The organism is Psychrobacter sp. 1Y4 (assembly GCF_051847555.1).
Genome location: NZ_JBPYDE010000306.1, coordinates 1 through 869, shown reverse-complemented (window position 1 = coordinate 869; position 869 = coordinate 1). Strand labels below are relative to the sequence as shown.

Sequence of the window (869 nt, the reverse complement as noted above, 5' to 3'; positions counted from 1 at the left end):
ATCGCCGCCGACGCACCAACGCCTGATGATTGGGTTTATGTGCATAATTTCACTGATCCACGCACACCGCTGGCCCTGCGTCTACCAGCTGGTCAAGCCGCTTTGCTACAACAGCAGGTCAATAACTTGTGGCAACAGGCCAAAAAGCGACTAAGCCAACGCTTTCGTAGTGACCAATACCAAAGTAAGATCGAGGCGATTAAAAACAACACGCATCAAAAAGAGAGTCATGCTTACGACGCGCTAAACGCTGAAGGTAAGCAGTATGACCTTGCCTTAACGTTTCGCTCATTTGATAATAAGGCAGTTTTTGTCCATCCCAGTCAGCTGACGACAGACAGTAGCAGCGACCCTGTAAAGGCTCCAGAATCATCTAGTAACAGTGAAAATTTATCACCAAGAAATGATAACGAAAACCCCAACATACTGAACAATGATAAGACTAACCATGATGAAGAGCAAAACAACGCTCAAAATTCTGAGTATGGGAATAGTGAGTACGAAGCTGAGTTAAATAACTTTGTACAGAAAAACCATATGCAAAAGCGCCTCAGTCAACTAACCATTGCGTTAGAGCAGTTAGAAGACGAAGCCAACGATGCGATAGAATCACTGCATCGCAGTATCGCGCGCCGTGCACTACAGCCTTTGTTTGCGCCTGTTTATGAGCAATTTGCCACGCACCCGCTTGTGGTTGATTATCTCAAAGCGGTATTCGCCGATATGGTTACTCATGTAGAGCGTATCGTTAACGGCGATGATGAAGAATTTGTGACAGCTGTATTGACCACAACACCCAGCCGTTACGCGGTCAATGTCATTGTCAGTCACGCACCAGACAGTGGCGCGCCTGTTGTCTTTGAAGACTT

General features: G+C 46.3%; 1 protein-coding gene. It reads left to right on the top strand.

The features are described 5' to 3' along the window. Positions 1-869, top strand: an 869-nt coding sequence (locus tag ACS8FC_RS15955; protein WP_439297491.1) for a Lon-like protease helical domain-containing protein, incomplete at both ends; no start/stop codon positions are given.